22 protein-coding genes are annotated in these 24,809 nt (G+C 58.7%); 15 read left to right on the forward strand and 7 right to left on the reverse strand.

Going from position 1 to position 24,809, the window contains the following annotated elements; genetic code table 11:
* Window positions 1-50: 50 nt before the first annotated feature.
* The 8 genes from glmU (at window position 51) to AB1748_RS02060 (ending at window position 9,467) form a co-directional block, all read left to right on the forward strand.
* Window positions 51-1,421, forward strand: coding sequence for a bifunctional UDP-N-acetylglucosamine diphosphorylase/glucosamine-1-phosphate N-acetyltransferase GlmU (gene glmU, locus AB1748_RS02025; protein WP_367395942.1), 1,371 nt, complete (start codon window positions 51-53; stop codon window positions 1,419-1,421).
* Between the two features lie 153 nt (window positions 1,422-1,574).
* On the forward strand, window positions 1,575-3,404 hold the full coding sequence (gene glmS, locus AB1748_RS02030; protein ID WP_111141397.1) for a glutamine--fructose-6-phosphate transaminase (isomerizing): 1,830 nt from the start codon (window positions 1,575-1,577) through the stop codon (window positions 3,402-3,404).
* A gap of 166 nt (window positions 3,405-3,570) precedes the next feature.
* On the forward strand, window positions 3,571-4,614 hold the full coding sequence (gene pstS / locus AB1748_RS02035) for a phosphate ABC transporter substrate-binding protein PstS (protein WP_111141398.1): 1,044 nt from the start codon (window positions 3,571-3,573) through the stop codon (window positions 4,612-4,614).
* Window positions 4,615-4,701: 87 nt separating this feature from the next.
* The gene (gene pstC, locus AB1748_RS02040; protein ID WP_013359566.1) at window positions 4,702-5,664 is read left to right on the forward strand and encodes a phosphate ABC transporter permease PstC; all 963 of its coding nucleotides are present in this window, start codon (window positions 4,702-4,704) and stop codon (window positions 5,662-5,664) included.
* The gene (gene pstA / locus AB1748_RS02045) at window positions 5,661-6,551 is read left to right on the forward strand and encodes a phosphate ABC transporter permease PstA (RefSeq protein WP_111141399.1); all 891 of its coding nucleotides are present in this window, start codon (window positions 5,661-5,663) and stop codon (window positions 6,549-6,551) included. The genes pstC and pstA overlap by 4 nt, the downstream gene beginning before the upstream one ends.
* 44 nt (window positions 6,552-6,595) lie before the next feature.
* Window positions 6,596-7,369: a phosphate ABC transporter ATP-binding protein PstB gene (gene pstB, locus AB1748_RS02050; protein WP_111141400.1), complete on the forward strand. Its 774-nt coding sequence runs from the start codon at window positions 6,596-6,598 to the stop codon at window positions 7,367-7,369.
* 17 nt (window positions 7,370-7,386) lie between these two features.
* Window positions 7,387-8,121: a phosphate signaling complex protein PhoU gene (phoU, locus tag AB1748_RS02055; RefSeq protein WP_009088225.1), complete on the forward strand. Its 735-nt coding sequence runs from the start codon at window positions 7,387-7,389 to the stop codon at window positions 8,119-8,121.
* Between the two features lie 104 nt (window positions 8,122-8,225).
* Window positions 8,226-9,467 carry an MFS transporter gene (locus AB1748_RS02060; RefSeq protein ID WP_111141401.1) on the forward strand — a complete coding sequence of 414 codons (1,242 nt, stop codon included), beginning with the start codon at window positions 8,226-8,228 and terminating at the stop codon, window positions 9,465-9,467.
* Between the two features lie 116 nt (window positions 9,468-9,583).
* Here AB1748_RS02060 and xylB read toward each other — a convergent pair whose 3' ends face one another.
* Together xylB and xylA are read right to left on the reverse strand one after the other, a co-directional pair.
* Window positions 9,584-11,026 carry a xylulokinase gene (gene xylB / locus AB1748_RS02065; RefSeq protein WP_293773548.1) on the reverse strand — a complete coding sequence of 481 codons (1,443 nt, stop codon included), beginning with the start codon at window positions 11,024-11,026 and terminating at the stop codon, window positions 9,584-9,586.
* 17 nt (window positions 11,027-11,043) lie between these two features.
* The gene (gene xylA / locus AB1748_RS02070) at window positions 11,044-12,366 is read right to left on the reverse strand and encodes a xylose isomerase (RefSeq protein ID WP_293773545.1); all 1,323 of its coding nucleotides are present in this window, start codon (window positions 12,364-12,366) and stop codon (window positions 11,044-11,046) included.
* 343 nt (window positions 12,367-12,709) lie between these two features.
* Here xylA and xylF point away from each other — a divergent pair, with 343 nt between their 5' ends.
* From xylF to xylR, 4 genes are all read left to right on the forward strand, one after another.
* Window positions 12,710-13,702, forward strand: a complete 993-nt coding sequence (xylF, locus tag AB1748_RS02075; protein ID WP_111141404.1) for a D-xylose ABC transporter substrate-binding protein — start codon at window positions 12,710-12,712, stop codon at window positions 13,700-13,702.
* Between the two features lie 28 nt (window positions 13,703-13,730).
* Complete coding sequence (locus tag AB1748_RS02080) at window positions 13,731-15,251, forward strand: xylose ABC transporter ATP-binding protein (RefSeq protein ID WP_367395943.1); 1,521 nt, start codon at window positions 13,731-13,733, stop codon at window positions 15,249-15,251.
* On the forward strand, window positions 15,244-16,428 hold the full coding sequence (xylH, locus tag AB1748_RS02085) for a xylose ABC transporter permease XylH (RefSeq protein WP_111141088.1): 1,185 nt from the start codon (window positions 15,244-15,246) through the stop codon (window positions 16,426-16,428). Before AB1748_RS02080 ends, xylH begins: the two co-directional genes overlap by 8 nt.
* Window positions 16,429-16,521: 93 nt before the next feature.
* Window positions 16,522-17,700: a D-xylose utilization transcriptional activator XylR gene (gene xylR, locus AB1748_RS02090; RefSeq protein WP_367395944.1), complete on the forward strand. Its 1,179-nt coding sequence runs from the start codon at window positions 16,522-16,524 to the stop codon at window positions 17,698-17,700.
* A 52-nt stretch (window positions 17,701-17,752) separates the two neighbouring features.
* Here the strand turns inward: xylR and AB1748_RS02095 are convergent, their stop codons facing one another.
* The 5 genes from AB1748_RS02095 to AB1748_RS02115 form a co-directional block, all read right to left on the reverse strand.
* The gene (locus AB1748_RS02095) at window positions 17,753-18,886 is read right to left on the reverse strand and encodes an ROK family protein (protein ID WP_367396311.1); all 1,134 of its coding nucleotides are present in this window, start codon (window positions 18,884-18,886) and stop codon (window positions 17,753-17,755) included.
* A 201-nt stretch (window positions 18,887-19,087) separates the two neighbouring features.
* Complete coding sequence (dnaC, locus tag AB1748_RS02100; RefSeq protein WP_111141084.1) at window positions 19,088-19,828, reverse strand: DNA replication protein DnaC; 741 nt, start codon at window positions 19,826-19,828, stop codon at window positions 19,088-19,090.
* Window positions 19,828-20,364 carry a primosomal protein DnaT gene (gene dnaT / locus AB1748_RS02105; RefSeq protein WP_111141082.1) on the reverse strand — a complete coding sequence of 179 codons (537 nt, stop codon included), beginning with the start codon at window positions 20,362-20,364 and terminating at the stop codon, window positions 19,828-19,830. Before dnaT ends, dnaC begins: the two co-directional genes overlap by 1 nt.
* Window positions 20,365-20,471: 107 nt before the next feature.
* Entirely contained in the window at window positions 20,472-21,152 is a 681-nt protein-coding gene (locus tag AB1748_RS02110; protein ID WP_293773530.1) for a hypothetical protein, read from the reverse strand.
* Between the two features lie 75 nt (window positions 21,153-21,227).
* Complete coding sequence (locus AB1748_RS02115) at window positions 21,228-21,914, reverse strand: autotransporter domain-containing protein (protein WP_293773527.1); 687 nt, start codon at window positions 21,912-21,914, stop codon at window positions 21,228-21,230.
* Window positions 21,915-22,067: 153 nt separating this feature from the next.
* Here AB1748_RS02115 and AB1748_RS02120 point away from each other — a divergent pair, with 153 nt between their 5' ends.
* The 3 genes from AB1748_RS02120 to AB1748_RS02130 all read left to right on the forward strand — a co-directional run bounded on the left by AB1748_RS02120 (window position 22,068) and on the right by AB1748_RS02130 (window position 24,794).
* Window positions 22,068-22,634: a DNA-3-methyladenine glycosylase I gene (locus tag AB1748_RS02120; RefSeq protein ID WP_367395945.1), complete on the forward strand. Its 567-nt coding sequence runs from the start codon at window positions 22,068-22,070 to the stop codon at window positions 22,632-22,634.
* A gap of 110 nt (window positions 22,635-22,744) precedes the next feature.
* Window positions 22,745-23,407 carry an OmpA family lipoprotein gene (locus AB1748_RS02125; RefSeq protein ID WP_111141074.1) on the forward strand — a complete coding sequence of 221 codons (663 nt, stop codon included), beginning with the start codon at window positions 22,745-22,747 and terminating at the stop codon, window positions 23,405-23,407.
* Window positions 23,408-23,768: 361 nt separating this feature from the next.
* Window positions 23,769-24,794 carry a LacI family DNA-binding transcriptional regulator gene (locus AB1748_RS02130; RefSeq protein ID WP_293773519.1) on the forward strand — a complete coding sequence of 342 codons (1,026 nt, stop codon included), beginning with the start codon at window positions 23,769-23,771 and terminating at the stop codon, window positions 24,792-24,794.
* Window positions 24,795-24,809: the final 15 nt, after the last annotated feature.

The following is a 24,809-nucleotide window of genomic DNA, read 5'->3' on the forward strand; positions in this document are numbered from 1 at the left end:
CAACCCCAAACCGCTTTACTTTCACCCGTAAAAATTCACTCAGGATGGTTATGTCTAACAGTGCGATGAGTGTGGTGATCCTGGCCGCTGGCAAGGGCACCCGTATGTATTCCGATCTGCCTAAAGTGCTGCACACGCTGGCAGGCAAACCGATGGTTCAGCATGTGATTGATGCCGCTAAAGGGCTGGGTGCGCAGCAGGTGCATCTGGTTTATGGTCACGGCGGCGATCTTCTTAAAGCGACGCTGACCGACAGCACACTCAACTGGGTGCTGCAGGCGGAGCAGCTCGGCACCGGCCATGCCATGCAGCAGGTGGCACCCGCGTTTGCCGATGATGAAGATATCATGATGCTCTACGGCGACGTGCCGCTGATTGCCGAGGCCACGCTGAAGCGTCTGCGTGAAGCAAAACCCGCGGGCGGCATCGGCTTACTCACCGTCGTGCTGGACGATCCCACCGGCTATGGCCGCATTGTGCGCGAAAACGACACTATCGTCGGCATTATCGAACAGAAAGATGCCAGCCCGGCGCAGCTCCGCATTAATGAGATCAATACCGGCATCCTGATCGCCAACGGCGGCGATCTCAAACGCTGGCTGGCGCAGCTCACCAACAACAATGCGCAGGGCGAATATTACATCACCGACATCATCGCGCTGGCGCATCAGGAGGGGCGGGTGATTAACGCCGTCCATCCGACACGCATCAGCGAAACCGACGGCGTGAATAACCGGCTTCAGCTGGCGACATTAGAGCGCACCTTCCAGGCGGAACAGGCGGAAAAACTGCTGCTGGCGGGCGTGATGCTGCGCGACCCGGCGCGGTTCGATCTGCGCGGCACGCTGACGCATGGCCGGGATGTGGAGATCGATACTAACGTCATTATTGAAGGCCAGGTCACGCTGGGCGCGCGCGTAAAAATCGGCGCGGGCTGCATCATCAGAAACAGCGTGATCGGTGATGACTGCGAAATCAGTCCCTATTCGGTGATCGAGGATGCCAATCTCGCGACCGCCTGTACCGTTGGCCCCTTTGCCCGTCTGCGTCCCGGCAGCGAGCTGGCGGCCGCCGCCCACGTAGGCAACTTCGTTGAAATGAAGAAAGCGCGCCTGGGCAGGGGATCAAAAGCCGGTCACCTCTCCTATCTCGGTGATGCCGAGATTGGCGACAACGTGAACATCGGCGCGGGCACCATTACCTGTAACTATGATGGCGCCAATAAATCGAAAACCGTGATTGGCGATGATGTCTTTGTGGGATCCGACACGCAGCTGGTGGCACCGGTCAGCGTGGCGGCAGGCACCACCATTGCGGCAGGCACCACCATCATGAAGGATGTGACTGAGGCGGGTCTGGTCTATAACCGCAAAGCGCAGAACCACAAAGCGGACTGGCAGCGTCCGGTGAAGAAAAAATAAAATTTTAACGGCCCGCTTTACGCGGGCCGGTGCAGTGCAGTGCCAGAACTATAATCCCCACTCTCTACAAGGCTCGGGGAACCGGCAACGCCGGATATCAGGTCGCATGACAACAGAAGTGGCGAAAAGCCATGTAGTCAGGAAAACATCATTATGTGTGGAATTGTTGGTGCAGTAGCACAGCGCGATATCGCAGAGATTCTGCTGGAAGGTCTGCGTCGTCTTGAGTATCGCGGATATGATTCGGCCGGGCTGGCCGTGGTCGATCGTCAGGGGCACGTGACGCGCCTGCGTCGTTTGGGAAAAGTGCAGAAACTGGCGGAAGCGGCCGAACAGCAGCCGCTGATTGGGGGCACCGGTATCGCGCATACGCGCTGGGCCACCCACGGTGAGCCGTCTGAGGCGAACGCGCATCCGCACGTCTCAGAGCACATCATCATCGTGCATAACGGCATCATTGAGAACCATGAGCCGCTGCGCGCAGAGCTGATCGCACGCGGCTACGTCTTTGCCTCCGAAACCGACACCGAAGTGGTGGCGCATCTGATCCACTGGGAGCAGAAGCAGGGCGGTTCGCTGCGCGAAGTAGTATTGCGTGTGATCCCGCAGCTGCGCGGTGCCTACGGTATGGTGATCATGGACAGCCGCGATCCGTCACTGCTGGTGGCCGCCCGTTCAGGCAGTCCGCTGGTTATCGGCCGTGGCGTTGGCGAAAACTTTATCGCCTCGGATCAGCTGGCCCTGCTGCCGGTCACCCGCCGGTTCATCTATCTGGAAGAGGGCGACATCGCGGAGATCAGCCGTCGTGATGTCACCATCGTCGATCGTGACGGCAGCATCGTGACGCGCGCGGAGATCGAATCGAACCTGCAGTATGACGCCGGTGACAAGGGCATCTACCGTCACTATATGCAGAAAGAGATCTACGAACAGCCGATGGCGCTGAAAAGCACCCTGAGCGGCCGGTTCAGCCACGGGCAGGTTGACCTCAGCGAACTGGGCGCGGGCGCAGAGGCGCTGCTGAGCCAGGTCGAGCATATCCAGATTATCGCCTGCGGCACCTCCTACAACTCCGGCATGGTGTCCCGCTACTGGTTTGAGTCGCTGGCAAACATTCCCTGCGATGTTGAGATCGCCTCGGAGTTCCGCTACCGCAAATCCGCGGTGCGCAGGAACAGCCTGCTGATTACCCTGTCGCAGTCCGGTGAAACGGCCGATACGCTGGCGGCGCTGCGCCTCTCGAAAGAGCTGGGCTACCTGGGGTCGCTGGCGGTCTGCAACGTGGCCGGTTCATCCCTGGTGCGGGAATCGGACCTGGCGCTGATGACCAAAGCGGGCACCGAAATCGGCGTTGCCTCCACCAAAGCCTTTACCACTCAGCTCGCGGTGCTGCTGATGCTGGTGGCCAAACTGGGCCGTCTGAAAGGGATGTCTGCCGACACCGAGCATGAGATCGTGCATGCGCTGCAGGCGTTGCCGAGCCGCATCGAGCAGATGCTGGCGCAGGATAAGCTGATCGAAAATCTGGCCGAAGGCTTCTCCGACAAGCATCATGCGCTGTTCCTGGGCCGTGGCGATCAATATCCGATCGCGATGGAAGGGGCGCTGAAGCTCAAGGAGATCTCCTACATTCATGCGGAAGCCTATGCGGCCGGCGAGCTGAAACATGGCCCGCTGGCGCTGATCGATGCCGATATGCCGGTGATCGTGGTGGCGCCTAACAATGAACTGCTGGAGAAGCTCAAGTCCAACATCGAAGAGGTGCGCGCGCGTGGCGGCCTGCTCTACGTCTTTGCCGACCAGGATGCAGGCTTCAGCGACAGCGACGGAATGAAGATTATCCCGCTGCCGCACGTCGAAGAGGTGATAGCACCGATCTTCTACACCGTGCCGCTGCAGTTGCTCTCCTATCACGTCGCCCTGATCAAAGGCACCGACGTCGATCAGCCACGTAACCTGGCGAAATCCGTTACCGTGGAATAAAAAAAGTGGGCCCCGTCGCGGGCCCGCTTCATTTCAGCGCACTGTCATATAACTGTCACATTTCGTACATTTCACTGTCATCAAACTGTCCTATTTTCCCTCCTGCAGCAATCACTGACTCTTACTAAAACGGCCCCGAGCCTGACTTTTCTCCCCTGGAGGGAACATGACACTGATGCGTAGCACCGTAGCCCGACTCCTCGCCACCACTTTCGCTGTAAGCGCGGTATCTGCTTTTGCGGCAACCGATCTCACCGGCGCAGGCGGGACGTTCCCGGCGCCGGTTTATGCCAAGTGGGCAGCAGAATATCAGCAAGCCACCGGTAGCAAGATTAACTACCAGGGTATCGGTTCATCTGGCGGCGTGAAGCAGATCATCGCCAAAACCGTGGATTTCGGTGCGTCCGATGCGCCGATGAAAGAGGAAGACCTGCAGAAAAACGGCCTGTTCCAGTTCCCGACCGTGATCGGTGGCGTGGTGCTGGCGGTGAACCTGCCAGGGATCAAGTCAGGTCAGCTGACGCTGGATGGCAAAACCGTGGGTGACATCTACCTCGGCACCATCAAAAAGTGGAACGACCCGGCGATCGCTAAACTCAACCCGGGCGTGAAACTGCCGGAAACCAACATCAACGTGGTACGCCGCGCTGACGGTTCAGGCACCTCTTTCGTCTTCACCAGCTATCTGGCGAAAGTGAACGAAGAGTGGAACAGCAAAATTGGTAAAGGCAACACCGTTAACTGGCCGGTGGGTCTGGGTGGTAAGGGCAATGACGGCGTCGCTGCCTTTGTTCAGCGTCTGCCGGGCTCAATCGGCTATGTGGAATACGCCTACGCCAAACAGAATAACCTGACCTACACCAAACTGGTGGATGCCGATGGCAAAGCGGTCGCGCCGAGCGAAACCAGCTTCAGCAATGCGGCGAAAGGCGCAGACTGGAGCAAATCGTTCGCCCAGGATCTGACCTTCCAGAAGGGGGCGGATGCCTGGCCGATCTCCTCAACCACGTTCATCCTGATCTACAAAGACCAGGCGAATGCGGCCAAGGGTGCAGAAGTGCTGAAGTTCTTTGACTGGGCGTTCAAAAGCGGCAGTAAAACGGCCACCGCGCTGGATTACGCTGCGCTGCCGGATAGCGTGACCGAACAGATTCGCGCGGCCTGGAAAGCCAACATCAAAGACAGCTCTGGTAAGGCGCTTTATCAGTAATGGACCGATCCTGACCGGACACTGCGCCGGTCAGACCCAACGGGCGGCGTGATGCCGCCCTGATAACTTCTGAAGACCGAGACTTTTATGGCTGCAACGAAGCCGGCATTCAAAGCCCCAGGCAAACAGGGTGACAGAATTTTTGGCGCGCTGGTCAGGCTGGCGGCGCTGATTGTCCTGTTACTGATGGGCGGCATTATCGTCTCCCTGATCATCTCCTCGTGGCCCAGCATCCAGAAATTTGGTTTCGCCTTTTTGTGGACCAAAACCTGGGATGCGCCCAACGAACAGTTTGGCGCACTGGTACCGATTTACGGCACCCTTGTGACCTCCATTATCGCGCTGATCATCGCCGTGCCGGTGAGCTTTGGCATCGCGCTGTTCCTGACTGAACTCGCGCCAGGCTGGCTGCGTCGCCCGCTGGGCACCGCCATCGAACTGCTGGCAGCAATTCCGAGTATTGTTTACGGCATGTGGGGCCTGTTTGTCTTTGCGCCGCTGTTTGCCGAATATTTTCAGACGCCGGTCAACGACGTGATGTCGGGCATTCCGATTGTCGGCGAGCTCTTCTCCGGCCCCGCGTTCGGGATCGGGATCCTGGCGGCGGGCGTGATTCTGGCGATCATGATCATCCCCTATATCGCCTCGGTGATGCGTGACGTTTTCGAGCAGACTCCGGTGATGATGAAAGAGTCCGCCTACGGCATCGGCTGTACCACCTGGGAAGTGATCTGGCGCATCGTGCTGCCGTTTACCAAAAACGGCGTGATTGGCGGTGTGATGCTGGGGCTGGGACGTGCGCTGGGTGAGACGATGGCGGTGACCTTTATTATCGGCAACACCTACCAGCTCGACAGCCCGTCGCTGTTTATGCCGGGCAACAGCATCACCTCGGCGCTGGCTAATGAGTTCGCGGAAGCGGAGTCGGGCGTGCACGTTGCGGCGCTGATGGAGCTGGGTCTGATCCTGTTTGTGATTACCTTTATCGTACTGGCGATTTCAAAACTGATGATTATGCGCCTGGCGAAAAGTGAAGGAGCGCGCTCATGACCACTATTGAAATTCAGGCGCGCGCCGAACTGGAAGCGTCACGCCGCAAAATGCAGGCCTGGCGCAGCACCAAAAATAAAATTGCGCTGACGCTGTCGATGCTGACGATGGCATTCGGGCTGTTCTGGCTGGTGTGGATCCTGTTCACCACCGTCACGCGCGGCGTGGATGGCCTCTCCTGGTCGCTGTTTACCGAATCGACTCCGCCGCCGAACACGGCAGGTGGCGGTCTGGCCAACGCCCTGGCGGGCAGTGGCTTACTGATTTTCTGGTCGACCTTCTTCGGTACGCCGCTGGGCATCATGGCCGGGATCTATCTGGCGGAATATGGGCGTAAATCCGCCCTGTCAGAGGTGATCCGCTTTATTAACGACATTCTGCTGTCGGCGCCTTCGATTGTGGTCGGCCTGTTCGTCTACACCCTCGTAGTGTCGCAGATGCAGCACTTCTCCGGCTGGGCCGGGGTGATTGCGCTGGCGCTGCTGCAGGTGCCGATTGTGATCCGCACCACTGAAAACATGCTGCGTCTGGTGCCGGACAGCATGCGTGAAGCGGCTTATGCGCTCGGCACGCCGAAGTGGAAGATGATCTCGGCCATCACCCTGAAAGCGTCGGTCTCCGGCATTATTACCGGCGTGCTGCTGGCGATCGCCCGCATCGCGGGTGAAACCGCCCCGCTGCTGTTCACGGCGCTGTCGAACCAGTTCTGGAGCACCGACATGATGCAGCCGCTGGCAAACCTGCCCGTCACCATCTTTAAGTTCGCCATGAGCCCCTTCGCCGAATGGCAGAGCCTGGCCTGGGCAGGCGTGCTGATTATTACCTTCTGCGTGCTGCTGCTGAATATTCTGGCGCGGGTCATTTTCGCCAAAGGTAAACACGGTTAATTTCCGGCGCGGCCCTGTGCGGCGCCGTATAAGAGAGATGAATTATGAGTATCGCGACAGCATCAGCCGGTAAGATCCAGGTCCGTAATCTGAACTTCTATTACGGCAGGTTTCATGCGCTGAAGAACATCAACCTGGATATCGCTAAGAATCAGGTAACTGCGTTTATCGGGCCCTCGGGCTGCGGTAAGTCGACCCTGCTGCGTACCTTCAATAAAATGTACTCACTCTATCCGGAGCAGCGGGCAGAAGGGGACATTCTGCTGGATGGCGAAAACATTCTGGCCACCCAGCAGGATATCGCGCTGCTGCGCGCCCGTGTGGGCATGGTCTTCCAGAAACCGACGCCGTTCCCGATGTCGATTTATGACAACATCGCCTTTGGCGTTCGCCTGTTTGAAAAGCTCTCGCGTGCCGATATGGATGAGCGCGTACAGTGGGCGCTGACCAAGGCAGCCCTGTGGAACGAAACCAAAGACAAGCTGCATCAGAGCGGTTACAGTCTCTCCGGCGGCCAGCAGCAGCGTCTCTGTATCGCCCGCGGCATCGCGATTCGGCCGGAAGTGTTGCTGCTGGATGAACCCTGCTCCGCGCTGGACCCCATCTCCACAGGCCGTATCGAGGAGCTGATCACCGAGCTGAAACAGGACTACACCGTGGTGATCGTGACGCACAACATGCAGCAGGCGGCCCGCTGCTCTGACCATACGGCTTTCATGTATCTGGGCGAACTGATTGAGTTCAGCGACACCGACACGCTGTTCACCAAGCCCGCACAGAAGCAAACCGAAGATTACATTACCGGCCGCTACGGCTGATCTGACAGGAGATCAACATGGATAATCTGAATCTGAATAAACACATCTCCGGTCAGTTTAATGCCGAGCTGGAGCATATCCGTACCCAGGTGATGATCATGGGCGGCATGGTTGAGCAGCAGCTGACCGATGCCATTACCGCGATGCATAACCTGGACGGCGAACTGGCGCAGCGGGTGATCGACGGCGACCAGAAGGTCAACATGATGGAGGTGGAGATTGATGAGGCGTGCGTGCGCATCATCGCCAAGCGTCAGCCCACCGCGATCGATTTGCGCCTGGTGATGGCGATCATCAAAACCATCTCCGAGCTGGAGCGCATCGGCGACGTGGCAGAAAAGATCAGCCGCACGGCGCTGGAGAAGTTTGGTCAGCAGCACCTGCCGCTGCTGGTGAGCCTGGAGTCGCTGGGGCGTCACACCGTGCAGATGCTGCATGACGTGCTGGATGCCTTTGCGCGCATGGATCTCAATGAGGCGATCACCATCTACCGCGAAGACAAGAAGGTAGATAAAGAGTACGAAGGGATTGTGCGCCAGCTCATGACCTACATGATGGAAGATCCACGCACCATTCCCAGCGTGCTGACGGCGCTGTTCTGTGCCCGTGCCATTGAGCGCATCGGCGATCGCTGCCAGAACATCTGTGAAATTATCTTCTATTTTGTCAAAGGTCAGGATTTCCGTCATGTCGGCGGCGACCGGCTCGACGAGCTGCTGTCGGGTGACGATGGCAGCAACCGCCCCTCCTGATAAAATCGATCCCTGCGCCTGAACGGCGCAGGGATAACCCTTTTCGATTGGTCACATCCTGAACTCTCTTTATAATTGCGACACTTTTCTTTCAGAGGTGCGCAATGATCTCCCCTTCTCCCCAATCTAAGCCGGGCGTGACGCCTGGCAAAGCGATGCTGGCTGCGGTCAGTGGTTATGCCATGGATGGATTTGACCTGCTGATACTCGGCTTTATGCTGCCGGCTATCAGCGTTTCGCTGGCGCTCAATCCATCACAGGCGGGATCGCTGGTGACCTGGACGCTGATTGGCGCGGTTATCGGTGGCATCGTCTTTGGCCATCTCAGCGATCGTTTTGGTCGCATCCGTATGCTGACCGTCACGATCCTGGTTTTCTCGATCTTTACCGGCCTGTGCGCAGTCGCGCAGGGCTACTGGGATCTGCTCGCCTGGCGGACGCTGGCAGGGGTCGGTCTGGGCGGCGAGTTTGGTATCGGCATGGCGCTGATTGCCGAAGCCTGGCCCGTGGAGAAGCGCAATCGCGCCTCAGCATGGGTCGGCATGGGCTGGCAGCTGGGCGTGCTGATGGCGGCCTTTATCACGCCCCCGCTGCTGGCGCTGATCGGCTGGCGCGGCATGTTCCTGGTGGGCGTTTTGCCTGCGCTGGTCTCCTTTGCCATCCGCCGTGGCATGGGTGAACCGGAAGCGTATCAGAAGCAGGTTAAGCATGTGCCGTCGCTCTCGTTTCCGGCGCGCCTGAAGCTGCTGGTGCGTGACCGCGCCACCGCCAAAGCCAGCCTCGGCATTTTTATCCTCTGCTCCGTGCAGAACTTTGGCTATTACGGACTGATGATCTGGATGCCGAGCTACCTCTCTTCCAGCTTTGGCTTCAGCCTGACAAAGTCGGGCCTCTGGACCGCCGTGACCGTCGTCGGCATGACCTTTGGCATCTGGCTGTTTGGCGTGCTGGCCGATCGCTTTGCGCGCTGGAAAATTTTCCTGCTCTATCAGTTTGGCGCGGTAGCGATGGTGGTGATTTATGCACAGCTCCGTGACCCGACCATGATGCTCTTTACCGGCGCCATCATGGGGATGTTCGTTAACGGCATGATTGGCGGCTACGGTGCGCTGATTTCCGATACCTTCCCGCCTCAGGTGCGCGCCACCGCGCAAAACGTTCTGTTTAATCTGGGGCGTGGCGTGGGCGGCTTTGGCCCGGTGGTGATCGGTCTGCTGGCGAGTCAGTTCTCGTTCACCGCAGCCATCACCCTGCTGGCGCTGATTTACCTGCTGGATATTGTGGCGACCCTGTTCCTGCTGCCGAAGAAGCAGGGGCAGGAAGACACGCTGGGCGCGATTGGCTGATGCAGTGATGAGAACGCGCCGGAAAACCGCTTTCCGGCGCTGCCATCCAGTCGGGCGCTGACAGAGAGAGCAGACTGCCAGGCTACCGTGCAGGCGGGCCTGGCAGCCCTGTGAGGTTAATGCATCAGCGGCAGGAGCTGCTGATAAAGGGCGGCAAAAGTCGCCCGGCGTGATGCGTAACCGGCCATCCTGGCCGGATCCGGCTGATGGCGCTGCACCCGCGCCGGTGTCGGCACGGTCACGCCGGGATCCAGCGCCTGCTGCGCCAGCCGTGCCGCACCCAGTGCGGGGCCAACTTCCCCGCCATGACAATAATCGAGCGTCTGACCGCTGATATCCGCCAGCATCTGACGCCACAGCGCACTGCGCGCGCCGCCGCCGATCAGCATAATGCTCTCAGGCTTAACGCCACACTCATGCACCACGTCGATCCCCTCCGCCAGCGCAAACCCGACTCCTTCCAGCACCGCACGAGCCAGCTCCGGCCGCCCGTGCTGGTGGGTGAAGCCGAAGAACGCGCCCCGGGCATTGGGGTTGTTATGCGGGGTACGTTCGCCGGAAAGATAGGGCAGAAACCACAGCGACGGCACATCATTGCGCGCGCGCTCAGCTTCAGCCAGCAGTTCAGGCACATCCCGGCAGCCGGTCAGCGTGGCTGCCCAGTCGAGGCAGGACGCCGCGCTGAGCATTACCGACATCAGGTGCCAGCGCTGCGGTAAGGCGTGACAGAAGCTGTGGACCGCACGCTGTGGGTTACTCAGGTAGCCGTCACTCACCACGAAATAGACGCCCGAGGTGCCCAGCGACAGCATCGCCTGACCCGGCTCCGTCATGCCGACGCCCACCGCGCCCGCCGCGTTGTCGCCGCCGCCCGCCGCCAGCGGCACCACCTTCATCTTCCAGCGGGTCGCCAGGTCCGCGTGCAGCGTGCCGGTCTGCGCATTGCCTTCACAGAGCTTCGGCATCTGATCGCGGCTGAGATCGCAGGCGCGCAGCATCACGTCGCTCCAGTCACGCTGAGCCACATCCAGCCACATCGTGCCGGCAGCATCGGACATATCGGTAGCAAAGTCGCCACTCATTCGCCAGCGCAGATAATCTTTGGGCAGCAGGACATGCGCAATCTGACTGAAAATAGCCGGTTCGTTCTGTTGTACCCACAGCAGCTTGGGCGCCGTGAAGCCGGGCATCATCAGGTTACCGGTGATCGTCCGCGAATCCGGCACTTTCTGCTCCAGCTCACGACACTGCGCCTCACTGCGTCCATCATTCCAGAGCATGGCGGGACGCAATACCCGGTTTGCGCTGTCGAGCAGCGTCGCCCCGTGCATCTGCCCGCTCAGCCCAATGGCCTGCACGGCCTGCAGATCCTGCTGCGCACTCAGCGCCTGCATCGCCACATCCAGCGCCTGCCACCAGCTCTCGGGATCCTGTTCGCTCCACAAGGGCTGCGGACGTGAAACCTGCAGTGCCGCCGTTTCCGTGGCCACCACGTTGCCCTGTGCATCCATCAGCACCACTTTGACGCCGGAGGTGCCTAAATCGATCCCGATAAACATGCTCTGCTCCTGAAGGTTTAGAAATCAAACAGATAGTGATTCACCAGATTTTCCAGCTGCTCCTGGCGTCCGCTCTGATGCTGCGGATTAAGCTGCTGCTGCTGAGCATGCGCCGCCAGCGTCGCCAGTGAAAACTCCCCTTTCAGAATTTGCTGGCCGAACTCACCATTCCAGCCGCTGTAACGCTGCGCCACACGCTTATCCAGTTCGCCATCGCTGATCATGCGAGCCGCGACCTTCAGCGCCAGCGCCATGGTATCCATCGCGCCAATATGGCCGTAGAAGAGGTCATATTTGTCCGTGCTCTGACGGCGCACTTTGGCATCAAAGTTTAAGCCACCGGTGGTAAAGCCGCCCGCCTTGAGGATTTCGTACATCACCAGCGCATTCTCTTCCACGCTGACCGGGAACTGGTCGGTATCCCAGCCGCACTGCGCGTCGCCACGGTTGGCATCCACCGAACCAAAAATACCCAGCGCAATCGCAGTCGCAATTTCATGATGGAAAGAGTGACCGGCCAGGGTGGCATGATTCGCCTCAACGTTGACCTTGATCTCTTTCTCCAGCCCGAACTGTTTCAGGAAGCCATAGACGGTAGCGACATCGTAGTCATACTGATGCTTGGTCGGCTCCTGCGGTTTTGGCTCAATCAGCAGCGTTCCCTGGAAGCCCGTTTTATGTTTGTGCTCCACCACCATCTGCATAAAGCGGCCAATCTGCTCACGCTCCTGACGCAGATCGGTATTCAGCAGGGTTTCATACCCTTCACGACCGCCCCACAACACATAGTTTTCGCCACCCAGCGTTTTGGTGGCCTGCATGGCGCTGCAGACCTGGGTGGCGGCCCAGGCAAAGACCTCTGGATCGGGATTGGTGGCGGCCCCGGCGCCGTAGCGCGGATGGGTAAAGCAGTTTGCCGTACCCCACAGCAGTTTCACGCCGGTCTCCTGCTGTTTTTCCAGCAGTTTATCGGTCATCGCGGCCAGGTTCTCTTTGTAGCTGCGCAGCGAATCCCCTTCCGGCGAAACGTCAACATCGTGGAAGCAGTACCAGGGGACATTCAGCTTATAAAAAAACTCAAAAGCGACATCGGCTTTGAGTTTTGCCTGCTGCAGTGCATCGCCGCTTTTGTGCCAGGGGCGATCAAAGGCACCGACGCCAAACATATCCGCGCCGTTCCAGCAGAAGGTGTGCCAGTAACAGGCGGCAAAGCGCAGGTGCTCCGCCATGGTCTTACCGAGGATCAGCTCGTCGGGATTGTAGTGACGGAAAGCGAGAGGATGAGTCGACTGGGTGCCTTCATAACGAACCCGATCGATCTGATCGAAATAAGCGTGCATGGTTTGCTCCTTAGCATCAGTACCCGAATGGTCTGCGTTGAAGCCCTATTTGACAGAGGCGACTGTCCCGGCTCAATTACGATATTTCACTCCGGGTTTCAGATAATTATTATTTGTGCGCTGAGTCGCAAATTATCCTTCTCTGATAACCGGGTTTTTAGATTTCTCACCTGTCCGAAAAAGGTGAAACCTCGATCGCGCTCATAAAAAAAGAAATAAACCAAAAAACGTAATAGCCGGATAAAAATCAGTAATTGCTGTAACCGGAAAAGAAGGGCAACAATTCATCCGCCTGGTTTATCGGCCTGAAACGACAATAGCCTCAACCTACAGGATAACCCTAATGAAGATGAAACATGCACTGTTAGCCGCCTGCGCGGCGCTGGCGCTGTTCAGCCAGACCAGCGTGGCAAAAGAAGTGAAGATCGGCATGGCGATTGATGATTTGCGACTCGAACGCTGGCAGAAGGATCGTGACATTTTCGTGAAACAGGCTGAAACGCTGGGCGCTAAAGTGTTTGTTCAGTCAGCCAACGGTAATGAAGAGACCCAGATGTCGCAGATTGAAAATATGATCAACCGCGGTGTCGATGTGCTGGTCATTATTCCCTATAACGGTCAGGTATTGAGTAACGTTGTCGCCGAAGCGAAACGGGAAGGCATTAAAGTTCTGGCCTATGACCGGATGATAAATAACGCCGATATCGACTTCTATATCTCTTTCGATAATGAAAAAGTGGGTGAGCTGCAGGCTGAAAGCATTGTGAAACAGGTGCCTCAGGGCAACTATTTTCTGATGGGTGGTTCACCGGTGGATAATAACGCCCGTCTGTTTCGTGCCGGACAGATGAAAGTGTTAAAACCTTATATTGATAAAGGCGCAATTAAAATTGTCGGCGATCAGTGGGTCGATGCCTGGCTGCCGGAAAATGCCCTGAAAATCATGGAAAACGCCCTGACCGCTAACGGAAACCATATCGATGCGGTGGTGGCTTCTAACGATGCCACCGCTGGCGGTGCAATTCAGGCGCTGAGTGCGCAGGGGCTGGCAGGAAAAGTGGCGATTTCCGGTCAGGATGCGGATCTTGCGGCGATTAAGCGCATCAAAGCGGGCACTCAGACCATGACGGTTTACAAACCGATTACCGAGCTGGCTACCGAAGCGGCGAAAATCGCCGTCGAGCTGGGCGACGGTAAAACACCTGCCAGCAACAGCAAGCTGAATAATGGCCTCAAAGATGTGCCGTCACGGCTGCTGAAGCCGATCCCGGTTAATAAAGACAATATCGAAAGCACCGTGGTGAAAGACGGCTTCCACAAACAGAGCGAACTCTGACCGCGCAGAGCGTGAGGGAGGACCATCTATGCTGCTGGAAATGAAAAACATCACCAAGCGTTTCGGGGCCGTAAAGGCGCTGAATGACATCAGCCTGCAGCTGGAGGCGGGCGAGGTGATGTCGCTGTGCGGGGAGAATGGTTCAGGAAAATCGACGCTGATGAAGATCCTGTGCGGACTCTATCCGCACGGCGATTTTGAGGGGCAGATTCACTTCTCTGGCGACGAAATTCAGGCGCAGACCATTCGCGATACCGAGCGTAAGGGCATCGTGATTATTCATCAGGAGCTGGCGCTGGTGCGGCAGCTGACGGTGATGGAGAACATCTTCCTGGGGGCCGAACTCAGTCGTTTCGGCATGGTGGATGACGAAACCATGACGCTGCGCTGTCAGCAACTACTGGCGCGGGTCGGGCTGAATGTCTCACCCGCCACCCGGGTCGGTGAGTTAGGCCTGGGCCAGCAGCAACTGGTGGAGATCGCCCGCGCGCTGAACAAGCAGGTCCGGCTGCTGATTCTCGATGAGCCGACCTCCTCCCTGACGGAGCAGGAGACGGATGTGCTGCTCGGCATCATCCGTAACCTGCGCGAACACGGCATCGCCTGCATCTACATCTCCCACAAGCTGAATGAGGTAAAGGCGATCTCCGACGTCATCTGCGTGATCCGCGACGGCCAGCATATCGCCACCCGACCGGCGGCGGGCCTGAGCGAAGATGACATCATCACGATGATGGTCGGCCGTGAGCTGACCACCCTCTATCCCCATTCGCCGCATCAGATTGGCGAACAGATACTGAAAGTCGAAAACCTCACCGCCTGGCATCCGGTCAATCGCCATATCCGGCGCGTCAACAATGTCTCGTTCACGCTCAGGCGCGGTGAAATCCTCGGCCTCGCCGGGCTGATGGGCGCGGGCAGGACCGAAACGGTGCAGTGTCTGTCTGGCGTCTGGCCAGGGCGCTGGCAGGGCGATATCTGGATCAATGGCCGTCAGGTGAACATCACTGATTGCCGCGCCGCCATTGTGCACGGCATCGCGATGGTGCCGGAAGATCGCAAAAAAGATGGCATCGTGCCACTGATGGCGGTGGGCAAAAATATCACCCTGGCGGCGCTGGATCAGTTCAGTCACCGGCTCTCCACGCTGAATGAAGCGCAGGAGCAGCAGGCGATTAACGAGGCCATCAGGCGGCTGCGGGTAAAAACCTCCTCTTCAGAACTGCCGATTGGCCGGCTAAGCGGAGGCAATCAGCAGAAAGCGATTCTGGCGAAGTGTCTGCTGCTGAATCCGCAAATCCTGATCCTCGATGAACCTACACGCGGCATTGACGTGGGCGCGCGTCAGGAGATCTATCTGCTGATTAATGCGCTGGTTCAGCAGGGTATCGCGGTGATTGTGATTTCTTCTGAACTGCCGGAAGTGCTGGGTCTGAGCGACCGGATTCTGGTGATGCATGAAGGGCAGATCAAAGCCGATCTGATTAACGACAATCTGACTCAGGAGCAGGTGATGGAAGCCGCCCTGCGGAGTGAACATTATGCTTAAAAGTGAAAGTACCCCAGGTCGCCTCTCCGGTACGCCGGGCAAGCCGTCACCGGGCCGATTCACGCTGCCCAATCTGCAGGTTCTGGTGATGCTGGGCGCGATCGTGCTGATTGCGCTGTTCTTTACCTGGACCACCGATGGCGCCTGGCTCAGCGCGCGTAACGTCTCTAACCTGCTGCGTCAGACCGCCATCACCGGCATTCTGGCGGTCGGCATGGTCTTTGTGATTATCTCAGCCGAGATCGATCTCTCCGTGGGTTCGATGATGGGGCTGCTGGGCGGCGCGGCGGCCATTTTTGACGTCTGGCTCGGCTGGCCGCTGCCCCTGACCATCGTGGTGACGCTGGTGATGGGGCTGCTGCTGGGCACCTGGAATGGCTGGTGGGTGGCCTACCGCAAGGTGCCCTCGTTTATCGTGACGCTGGCGGGGATGCTCGCCTTCCGTGGTGTGCTGGTCGGCATCACCGATGGCACCACCGTGGCGCCCATCACGCCGGGCATGTCGCAGATCGGTCAGAGCTATCTGCCAGGCGGCGTCGGTTTCGGCTTTGGCATCGCCGGTCTGGCGCTGTTTATGCTCTGGCAGTGGCGGCTGCGGCTGCGTCGTCAGCAGCTCGGGCTGCCACAGGGTGCAGCCAGCGGCACCGTGGGACGTCAGGCGATCACCGCCATCCTGGTGCTGGGTGCTATCTGGCTGCTCAATGACTATCGCGGCGTGCCTACGCCGGTGTTACTGCTGGCCGTGCTGCTGCTGGCGGGCATGTTTATGGCAACCCGTACCGCCTTTGGCCGTCGCATCTACGCCATCGGCGGCAACATCGACGCCGCGCGCCTGTCGGGCATTAACGTCGCGCGTACCAAGCTGGCGGTGTTTGCCATTAATGGGGTGATGGTGGCGATTGCCGGGCTGATCCTCAGTTCGCGACTGGGCGCTGGCTCACCCTCGGCGGGGAACATCGCCGAACTGGATGCTATCGCCGCCTGCGTCATCGGCGGCACCAGCCTGGCGGGTGGGGTCGGATCGGTGGCGGGGGCCGTTATGGGGGCTTTTATTATGGCCTCGCTCGACAATGGCATGAGCATGATGGATGTGCCGACCTTCTGGCAGTACATCGTAAAGGGCGCGATCCTGCTGCTGGCGGTGTGGATGGATACCGCCACGCGACGTCGGGTGTAATCGCGCGGGCGATCACATTGTGGCGCAAACAATTTTTTTGCCCCTTTCAGGCGTGTTATGCAATGCGCTGAGGATTTAAGGGAACGCGCCACCATGCATGATAAACGTTATCGCATTACGCTGCTGTTTAATGCCAACAAGGTGTATGACCGTCAGGTTGTTGAGGGCGTCGGGGAGTATCTGCAGGCGTCTCAGACTGACTGGGATATCTTCATCGAAGAAGATTTTCGCTGTCGCATCGACAACATCCGCGAGTGGCTGGGCGATGGGGTGATCGCTGACTATGACGATCGCTCCATCGAAACCCTGCTGTCGAACGTCTCTGTTCCGATCGTCGGCGTCGGCGGCTCTTACCATCGCCAGGAAGATTATCCGCCGGTGCACTATATCGCCACAGACAACGCCGCGCTGGTCGAAAAAGCCTTTCTGCATCTGAAAGAGAAGGGGATTAACCGCTTCGCCTTCTACGGTTTGCCCGTCTCCAGCGGCAAGCGCTGGGCGCAGGAGCGGGAACAGGCGTTCCGTAAACTGGTGGGACGCGAGCGCTATCAGGGTGTGGTTTATCAGGGGATGGAAACCGCGCCGGATAACTGGCAGCACGCCCAGAACCGGCTGGCAGACTGGCTGCAGACGCTGCCGCCGCAGACCGGCATCATCGCCGTGACGGACGCGCGGGCGCGTCATCTGCTGCAGGCGTGTGAGCATCTGAAGATTCCGGTGCCGGAGAAGCTTACGGTGATCGGGATCGATAATGAGGAGCTGACCCGCTATCTGTCGCGGGTGGCGCTCTCTTCGGTCGCGCAGGGCTCGCGACAGATGGGCTATCAGGCGGCCAAACTGCTGCACCGGCTGCTGGATAAACAGCCGCTGCCGCTTCAGCGCATTCTGGTGCCGCCGGTGAAGGTCATCGCCCGGCGCTCAACGGACTTCCGCTCGCTGCGCGATCCGGCGGTGATTCAGGCGATGCACTATATCCGCTTCAACGCCTGCAAGGGGATTAAAGTGGAGCAGGTGCTGGATGCCGTCGGGCTGTCGCGTTCCAACCTGGAGAAGCGTTTTCGGGATGAAACCGGCGACACCATTCATGCGATGATCCACCGCGAAAAACTGGAAAAAGCGCGCGAACTGCTGGCTTCTTCCTCACTCAATATCAATGAGATCTCGCAGATGTGCGGCTATCCTTCACTGCAGTATTTCTACTCGGTGTTCCGCAAAAGCTACGACACCACGCCGAAAGAGTACCGCCAGCATCACGGGGAGAATGTGCTGTAGCAGAGCGCGCCGGGTGTGAAGCGAGGCCTGTAAATCGGTGCGGCCCGCGCCACTAGATCAGCCGCTGCTCACTCTCCTCGATCACCGCCAGCGCCAGGCCGTTGGCCGGATCTATCCGGTTTTCGGGAAAGTGCAGCTGCGTGTGGGAAGCGGTAAAGGCCAGCGTGTTGCTCTGGGCCGTTTTGCGCACCGCCTGACAGAATGTCTCACTGACGTTCCACGGGCAATCGATGATGATGGTGGCCGGGTTGAGCAGCAGCATGATCTGACCCAGCGCGGCACCCAGAAAGCCGCCAGCCTGCGTCATCACCTCATCCACTACCCGCGTCGCACTGTCCCGGCTCTGCCAGCTCAGGCCTGGCTGGCGCTGCGCCAGCTGCTGATTGACGGCAGGTTTGCTGATCAGCGTTTCCAGACAGCCGCGGCGACCGCAGCTGCAACGCGGTCCGCCGGGCTGAACGATCAGATGTCCCGCCTCTCCGGCGGTCCAGCTGTGCCCGGTAAAGACGTCCCCGTGCTGGATCAGTGCACCGCCAATCCCTTCAGACACGCGCAGATAGAAGTGGCCGCTCTCTGTGGGTAATCCACACTGCTCCACCGCCAGCAGCGCCGCCGCTTTGACATTGTTCATAATGCGAATGGGCAGCTGAATCTGCCTGCGCAGCGAGGTCAGCAGGTCAACATCCTGCCATTCCAGCGGCAACGAGATATGCATCCAGCCGCGCCGGGGATCGACGATGCCCGGAAAGCCCAGGCCAATGCCGAGCAGATGGGGGTAACGCTCGGTGAGCTGGCGGCAGAGCGTGGCCAGCTCGGCCAGTAACCGGTTCGGGTTACTGGTGTCGGTTCGCAGCGTCTGTTCAGCCAGTACCTGAGAAAAGTAGTCACAGACCCGCCAGTGGATGACGTTGCGTTCCACCATCACGCCTGCGCTCTGCAGTTTTTCCGGCCGCAGCCGGATGCCGATCTTGGGCCGCCCGGCGGCCGCCACGCTGACCGGCCCCAGCTCCTCTATCAGCGCCTGCTCCAGCAGATCGTCAATGATTAACGACACGGTATTCTTGCTGAGCGCCAGCGCCTCCGCCAGCTCCTGACGCGACGTGACTCGCTGTTTACGCAACCGGGCCATCACGCGTTTCTGATTATTCAGTCGCAGTAGTGCAGGGCCTTTGCCGTTCGTTTTCATCACGGGTTCACCCAACAGAGGAGTAAACATTGAGTTTATCAGCCCCTGCGCGTTCTATACCCCACACTTTTGCGGCCTGTTTCACACAACAGAAGCGCCCCTGGCCGGGAGCGTGACCGCGATCGGATTGCCGGGTCAGCCTGCGGTTCCGGCAGATCCGGCACGCGGTCGCCGCAAGCCAGCCGCGTTATCCGGCGGGGATTAATATTCGTCGCCGCGCACCCGACTGCGATAGCTTTCCCAGTCAAAGCGAACCCACAGGCTGTTGCCCAGGCGCATACGGTCCATCACGCGTTCACCCAGCAGGGCATTCATGCCCGCATGATCGAGGTTGGAGAGCATACCGGTCGGCCGTTTCGACGAGGAGCGGCGGTCGACGATCTGGTTGATAATCACCTTCTCGTAGCGCGATTCGCTCTGCATACCAATCTCATCGATGACCAGCAGATCAACACTGCTGAGATCCTGAATCAGACGCTCTTCGGTGATGCCGCTGCTGCCGCTAAAGGTGCCCTTCATGCTCGACATCAGGTCGGCGACCGTCACGATCAGCACACTTTTTCCGCGCAGGATCAGGTCGTTGCCGATCGCGGCGGCCAGATGGTTTTTACCCGTACCCGGGCGGCCTGAAAAGACAAAGCTGGCGATGCTGCCATCAAATTCAGCGGCGTACTGACGCGCCAGCTCCAGGGCTTTGCGCTGTCCCTCGTTTTCGACCCGGTAATTGTCGAAGGAGCAGTTGATATGCAGTTCCCGAATGCCGGAACGGCCCATCACGCGCTGCATTTTCATTGCGCGGTTCTCACGCACAATCGCCTCTGAACGCAGGCGACCCTGCTCCTGGTTCCACGCCAGCAGCTCTTCACCATTGGCGAATTTCGGCCGGGTACCGGCGGGCATCATTTTTTTCAGACGGTTAAAGAGATCGTCGGGCGTTTTCATTATTCACCTCGGAAACCATCGGGAATAGTACGGTCAGGATCGGGCAACTGCGTGATATCACGCTTCGGCTGCCCGCCGCTGGCGACGCGATTCATCTGGATGCTGCGTGCCAGCTTCTGCTGCCACTGCACATGGTGGAACATCCGGCCTTCCGCCTGCCAGTAGGCGACAAAGGCCGCCAGCTCGGCGGGCGTCACCGGTTCACTCAGCGCCACGCCCCAGATGGCGGCCTGACGCGTAAAGTCGGCATCTGGCTGCCAGCCCGGATACATGGCGAACTTCCCGGCCGGTGTGTGGAGTGGGGCGGGCGTATCGTCATACAGGCTGTCATCCAGCGCCACATCGTTTGGCTGCCGGGCGGCGGCTTCCAGCGCCAGCAGCTCCGCCAGACGCGCCGGGGTGATGGCATACATCACCGGCGCGTAGTTATCTAACACCGCCAGCGTGCCCTTTTCCGCCTGCTGGAGGGCAGTCAGCGGATCCTGTCGGAAGGCATCCAGGCCAATGAGCGTTGAAGTTAAGATTTTAGCTGACATGAAAAGACCTGAGGTTAACAAACACCTTGCGCCGGGAAACGGTCGCCAGCGCAGAAGGGGATATTGTACCTTTTTTAACGAGGGGGATCGCTTAAAAAGGGCCGTGATCAGTGCGAGGTGGCCGGAGGCGCAGCGTGGCGGGCCGGTGCGGATTCAGCGGCATGCAGGCTGACGGCTGTGGCGGCGGGACGGGTTTGCCATAAATAGCGAACCGAAGCGAGCCAGCAGAGGCTGTATCCCAGCAGTTCGGTGCCCTCTTCGGCCATGTTTTTCACTGCGCGGTTGTAATCGCCCGGCATCAGGTGCTGCCACAGCGCATGAATCCCAAACAGCCGTGAGAAGACCAGGACCACCAGAAAGCCGGAGGCCATCACCGGCCAGCTGCGATGCTGCACCAGCGCCGCCAGCCCCTTTATGGTCTGTTTCGGCGTGCGCAGCGCCACGGCCAGTGAACCTGCCGTCATGGCCAGCGCAAACCAGACCCAGCTGCCGTGCTGAATAGTGTCAAAGACGAAATCGAGTTCGCGGATCAGCATGCAGCTGTAAAAGCCAGCCACTAAGGTCAGCCCCCCACGCTGGCCAGCGCGGCCGCGGGCCGCAATGAAAAACAGCGCGGCGATGATCGCCAGCATCAGTTCCTGCGTGGTTTCGGTAAAAGAGGTTTCGTGCAGGGCATCGTTCATCCAGGCGACATCAACGTAGACAGGAATGATAGTCAGGGCGAGAACCAGAGCGGCCAGCAGGAAGACCACAATTTCGCGGCCAATAATTGTCAAATCGTTGCGCATAATGTTACCGGTATAATGATTAGCAGCCTCATTATATTTTAATCATCCGGTCGCCTTTCTCTTTTTATGCCCTGCTCAGAAGCTGGCACTGAAGCCAAAGCTGTAGAGTTGCTGCTCCTCGTTATTCAGCGCTTCGCTCTGTGAAAAGGAGGCAAATGCCGCCAGATTATCATTCAGAGGCAGCTGCGCCCCGATACTCAGGTCGATGCCATTGCTCTGATCTGAGCCGCTGGTGATGTCGCGCCCGACACTCTGCGGCGTATCGGCCAGAAAATAGTGATAACTTACCTGCGCCCAGGGCGCTATCCATCCCTGCTGCGAATCGATGCGCCAGCCAACGCTGGCGCTCTGCTCACGGCTCTGCGGATCGCTGTAGTCGCATTGCAGGCAGTTCGTCTGCTGCGGGTCAACTGCATACTGCGCCACCGGCCCGGTGGTGAAGGAGGAGGAAAGGGGCAGATCAATGCCAGCCCGGTAGCGTTTTCCCAGAGGTGTGGTGCCTGCGCTGCCGGTTTCGCTGTGCAACGCGATCGGTGAAGCCGTGGGGGAGTTGATGGCGGCCTCAAACAGGGCGCGGCTGTCATCGCTGAAGGCGAGGGGCGTCAGGGCAATTTTTTCGGCCAGAATCGTGTCGTAGTCGGGCAGCAGATCGGGGTGCTGAGGCGCGGGAGCGCCTCCGCGGGCAAACGTCGGTTGCGATAAGATTAATAGCCCTACAGCACAGCAGGTCCGCAGACCTTTTCCACCGCTTTCTGGCAACATCTTTTCTCCAGGCAGAGCTGAAGTGGTTATCCAACGTTCTGATCAAATTCCGAGCTGTCTCTGTTATTTACCCGGTGTTCGTTTAACTATCAACCGATTAATTCTAAGATCAAGCGGACCGCTAAAATATTCTCGTCATAAAGGAAAAAAGCGATGCAACGATGTGGTTGGGTAACGCAGGATCCCCTCTATCTGGCTTATCACGACAGGGAATGGGGTGTGGCACAGAGAGACAAACATGCGCTGTTTGAGATGCTCTGTCTGGAGGGACAGCAGGCGGGATTATCCTGGATTACTGTGCTGAAAAAGCGCGAAAACTACCGGATGGCGTTTCATCAGTTTGATCCCGCGGCCATCGCGCAGATGGATGCCGCAGCGATCGACGCGCTGATGCATAACAGCGGCATTATTCGCCATGCGGGTAAAATTGCGGCCATTATTGCCAACGCCCGGGCTTTTCTTGAGATGGAAGCCAAAGGCGAGGATTTCGGCCACTTCGTGTGGCAATTTGTCGATAACGTGCAAATCGTTCACCATCATCCCGATTACCGCCAGGCGCCCGCGACCTCAGAGCAGGCCATAGCGCTCTCGAAAGCGCTGAAGCAGCGTGGTTTTAAATTCATCGGCCCGACAATTTGCTACTCCTTTATGCAGGCCTGCGGGCTGATAAACGATCATCAGAGCAACTGTTTCCGCCATCCTGACAACCAGAAAGGCTGATTCCTGACAAATCAGGATTTTTCCGCACTACATTGCCTGGTCACAGGCGGCATAATCGTGCCACTTATGGGAAAGGTTTTTCCCGGTTTCTCGAATGTAAGGGAACAGAAATGCAGAAGAAATTAATCGCCATCACCTTGTTATTAAGCGGCAGTCTGGCCCTGCCAGGTTGTACTACTAATCCCTACACCGGCGAATCTCAGGCGGGCAAGTCAGGCGTGGGCGCAGGTCTGGGGGCGTTAGTGGGTGCCGGTGTCGGCGTGCTCTCTTCGTCGAAAAAAGATCGCGGTAAGGGTGCTCTGATCGGTGCCGCAAGTGGTGCCGCGCTGGGCGGTGGCGTCGGTTACTACATGGATGTGCAGGAAGCCAAACTGCGCGACAAGATGCGTGGCACCGGCGTCAGCGTGACCCGTAACGGCGATAACATCATCCTGAATATGCCAAACAATGTGACGTTCGACTCCAGCAGCAGCAACCTGAAACCGGCTGGCGCGAACACGCTGACCGGTGTGGCGTTAGTGCTGAAAGAGTATCCGAAAACCGCGGTAAACGTCGTGGGTTACACCGACAGCACCGGCAGCCGTGCACTGAACATGCGCCTGTCACAGCAGCGTGCTGAAAGCGTGGCCAGCTCACTGATCACGCAGGGCGTTGCCAGCGACCGCCTGCGCACTCAGGGTGCAGGCCCGGATAATCCGGTTGCCACCAACAGCACCGAAGCCGGTAAAGCGCAAAACCGTCGCGTTGAGATCACCCTCAGCCCGCTGGGCTAATCGCGGTCGCCCCCGTCCGGGGGCGCTCGCTGTTCTGCGAAACTCACTCTCAGCGTCTGTCTCGTTTCTGTAAACAGGGCCAGCTGAAACCTGAGCGTAAACCGTTCTGAACGACACAGCCCTTTTTACCGCCTTTCTGCACTTCCCCTTTCGCGATCAAAGCCAGCCACGCACGGCTATCCCCCATCCTCTCCTGCCTCTTCATCTGGCTGAACAGGTGCTGGAAAATCTGCGGCGGCTGATGACCGGCCTGCCGTCGAAAAAGTAAACACGCCGGGCAGCAATTTCCGGCGCAGCACTTTTTGCACCGGGCCTGGCTTGTGCTAGTCTCTGCCTGGTTTCTTATTTCGCAGGATATCTCATGAAAATCAGGCCGCCTCGCGCCACCATCAGCGATGTTGCTCGCGCGGCACGAACCGGAAAAACCAGCGTTTCGCGCTATCTGAATGGCGAACTGCATCTGCTCTCTGCGGATTTAAAAGCGCGGATCGAGCAGGCTATTGCCGATCTCAGCTATCGCCCCAGTCAGATGGCACGCGGCCTGAAGCGCGGTCGTACCCGGCTGATCGGTCTGATTATTGCCGATATTACCAACCCCTATTCTGTGGATGTGATGAGCGGGATTGAAGCCGCCTGCCGCGAGCAGGGCTTCACGCTGCTGATGTGTAACACCAACAATGAAGTGGATCTGGAACAGCACTATCTGCAACTGCTGAGCAGCTATCAGGTGGAGGGCATTGTGGTCAACGCGGTCGGCATGCGCGAAGAGGTGCTCAATCACCTGCAACAGTCGCTGCTGCCGATGGTCCTGATTGACCGCAAAATCCCCGATTTTCCCTGCGATGTGGTGGGCCTGAATAATGCCGAAGCCGCCAAAACCGCCACGCGCCATCTGGTGGAGAATGGCTACGAGGCGCTGCTGTTTCTCAGTGAGCCGCTGGGCAGCGTCAACACCCGCCGCGAGCGCCTGCAGGCTTTTCGTCAGCTGCTGGGCTCGCATCCACAGGTTGCGCATGAAAATGCGGAGGTCCCGCTGCATCAGCCTGCCGCGCTGGACCAGGCGCTGCTGACATTCCGGCAGCGTCACGCCGGCAAACGCTGTGCTGTGATGGTCGCCAACGGCGCACTGACGCTGCAGGTAGCGCGATCGCTGCAACGGCTCAATCTGCACTGGGGTCGCGATATCGGGCTCCTCGGGTTCGACGAACTGGAGTGGGCGGCACTGGCGGGTGTCGGGATCACCACGCTGAAACAGCCTACCTGGCAGATTGGCTTCAGTGCGCTGGAACGGCTGATAGCGCGCATAGAGGGCAGCGATTTGCCGGTTGCCGAACAGGTTTTCTCTGGCGAACTGATCGTTCGCGGCTCCAGCCAGCCTCTGGGCTGAAATTCAGATTTAACC

It is taken from the genome of Pantoea sp. Ep11b (assembly GCF_040783975.1).
Classification (GTDB): domain Bacteria; phylum Pseudomonadota; class Gammaproteobacteria; order Enterobacterales; family Enterobacteriaceae; genus Pantoea.

Coding starts and splice junctions, on each gene's coding strand:
- glmU (WP_367395942.1), top strand. CDS start 51: ATGTCTAACAGTGCGATGAGTGTGGTGATCCTGGCCGCTGGCAAGGGC.
- glmS (WP_111141397.1), top strand. CDS start 1,575: ATGTGTGGAATTGTTGGTGCAGTAGCACAGCGCGATATCGCAGAGATT.
- pstS (WP_111141398.1), top strand. CDS start 3,571: ATGACACTGATGCGTAGCACCGTAGCCCGACTCCTCGCCACCACTTTC.
- pstC (WP_013359566.1), top strand. CDS start 4,702: ATGGCTGCAACGAAGCCGGCATTCAAAGCCCCAGGCAAACAGGGTGAC.
- pstA (WP_111141399.1), top strand. CDS start 5,661: ATGACCACTATTGAAATTCAGGCGCGCGCCGAACTGGAAGCGTCACGC.
- pstB (WP_111141400.1), top strand. CDS start 6,596: ATGAGTATCGCGACAGCATCAGCCGGTAAGATCCAGGTCCGTAATCTG.
- phoU (WP_009088225.1), top strand. CDS start 7,387: ATGGATAATCTGAATCTGAATAAACACATCTCCGGTCAGTTTAATGCC.
- AB1748_RS02060 (WP_111141401.1), top strand. CDS start 8,226: ATGATCTCCCCTTCTCCCCAATCTAAGCCGGGCGTGACGCCTGGCAAA.
- xylB (WP_293773548.1), bottom strand. CDS start 11,026: ATGTTTATCGGGATCGATTTAGGCACCTCCGGCGTCAAAGTGGTGCTG.
- xylA (WP_293773545.1), bottom strand. CDS start 12,366: ATGCACGCTTATTTCGATCAGATCGATCGGGTTCGTTATGAAGGCACC.
- xylF (WP_111141404.1), top strand. CDS start 12,710: ATGAAGATGAAACATGCACTGTTAGCCGCCTGCGCGGCGCTGGCGCTG.
- AB1748_RS02080 (WP_367395943.1), top strand. CDS start 13,731: ATGCTGCTGGAAATGAAAAACATCACCAAGCGTTTCGGGGCCGTAAAG.
- xylH (WP_111141088.1), top strand. CDS start 15,244: ATGCTTAAAAGTGAAAGTACCCCAGGTCGCCTCTCCGGTACGCCGGGC.
- xylR (WP_367395944.1), top strand. CDS start 16,522: ATGCATGATAAACGTTATCGCATTACGCTGCTGTTTAATGCCAACAAG.
- AB1748_RS02095 (WP_367396311.1), bottom strand. CDS start 18,886: ATGAAAACGAACGGCAAAGGCCCTGCACTACTGCGACTGAATAATCAG.
- dnaC (WP_111141084.1), bottom strand. CDS start 19,828: ATGAAAACGCCCGACGATCTCTTTAACCGTCTGAAAAAAATGATGCCC.
- dnaT (WP_111141082.1), bottom strand. CDS start 20,364: ATGTCAGCTAAAATCTTAACTTCAACGCTCATTGGCCTGGATGCCTTC.
- AB1748_RS02110 (WP_293773530.1), bottom strand. CDS start 21,152: ATGCGCAACGATTTGACAATTATTGGCCGCGAAATTGTGGTCTTCCTG.
- AB1748_RS02115 (WP_293773527.1), bottom strand. CDS start 21,914: ATGTTGCCAGAAAGCGGTGGAAAAGGTCTGCGGACCTGCTGTGCTGTA.
- AB1748_RS02120 (WP_367395945.1), top strand. CDS start 22,068: ATGCAACGATGTGGTTGGGTAACGCAGGATCCCCTCTATCTGGCTTAT.
- AB1748_RS02125 (WP_111141074.1), top strand. CDS start 22,745: ATGCAGAAGAAATTAATCGCCATCACCTTGTTATTAAGCGGCAGTCTG.
- AB1748_RS02130 (WP_293773519.1), top strand. CDS start 23,769: ATGAAAATCAGGCCGCCTCGCGCCACCATCAGCGATGTTGCTCGCGCG.